This window comes from Dysgonomonas mossii (genome assembly GCF_004569505.1).
Taxonomy (GTDB): Bacteria; Bacteroidota; Bacteroidia; order Bacteroidales; family Dysgonomonadaceae; genus Dysgonomonas.
On the sequence record NZ_SPPK01000044.1, the window covers coordinates 1 to 493 of the forward strand.

Consider the following 493-nt stretch of genomic DNA (forward strand, 5'->3'; position numbering starts at 1 on the left):
TGCGCGCACCGAACCGGCTCTCGGTGATCTCGGCGTCGTAGTAGTCGAAACCGGTGTAGCCGAAGCCACCGCCGTTCATCACCTGGGCCACCGGGACCGGCGGGACGGCGAGGTCGGGACGGCCCGGCGGCACCAGCACCTGGCAGCAGCCCTCGGTCTGCAGGACCGTCGGGCCGTTGGGGGCGGTGAAGACATAGGCGCGCGGCTGCGGGATCCCCGGCGGGAAGGCAGGCTCGGCGGCGGCGCCCTGGGCGACGAGGCCGAGCAATCCGGCGGCGATCAGGGTCTTGGTGCTCACGCAATGCTCCGTCACGGGACCGGCCGGGCCGGCGTCAGGCCTACACTCTAGCTTATCGCGGGCGGCCTGTCCGGCGCTCGCGGGCGAACCGGTTACCGGAACGCCGGCTCAGCCGCGGGCGCGCAGCACCACCTGCGGGCTCGCCGGCACCGGCCGGCAATCCGACATGAAGGCGTTGACCGGCAACGGCTTGGA

General features: G+C 72.8%; 1 protein-coding gene. It reads right to left on the reverse strand.

The window, feature by feature from the left end; genetic code table 11:
• Positions 1 to 298, reverse strand: a 298-nt coding sequence (locus E4T88_RS18855) for a hypothetical protein (RefSeq protein WP_135107557.1), incomplete at its 3' end; no start/stop codon positions are given.
• Between the last annotated feature and the right edge of the window lie 195 nt (positions 299 to 493).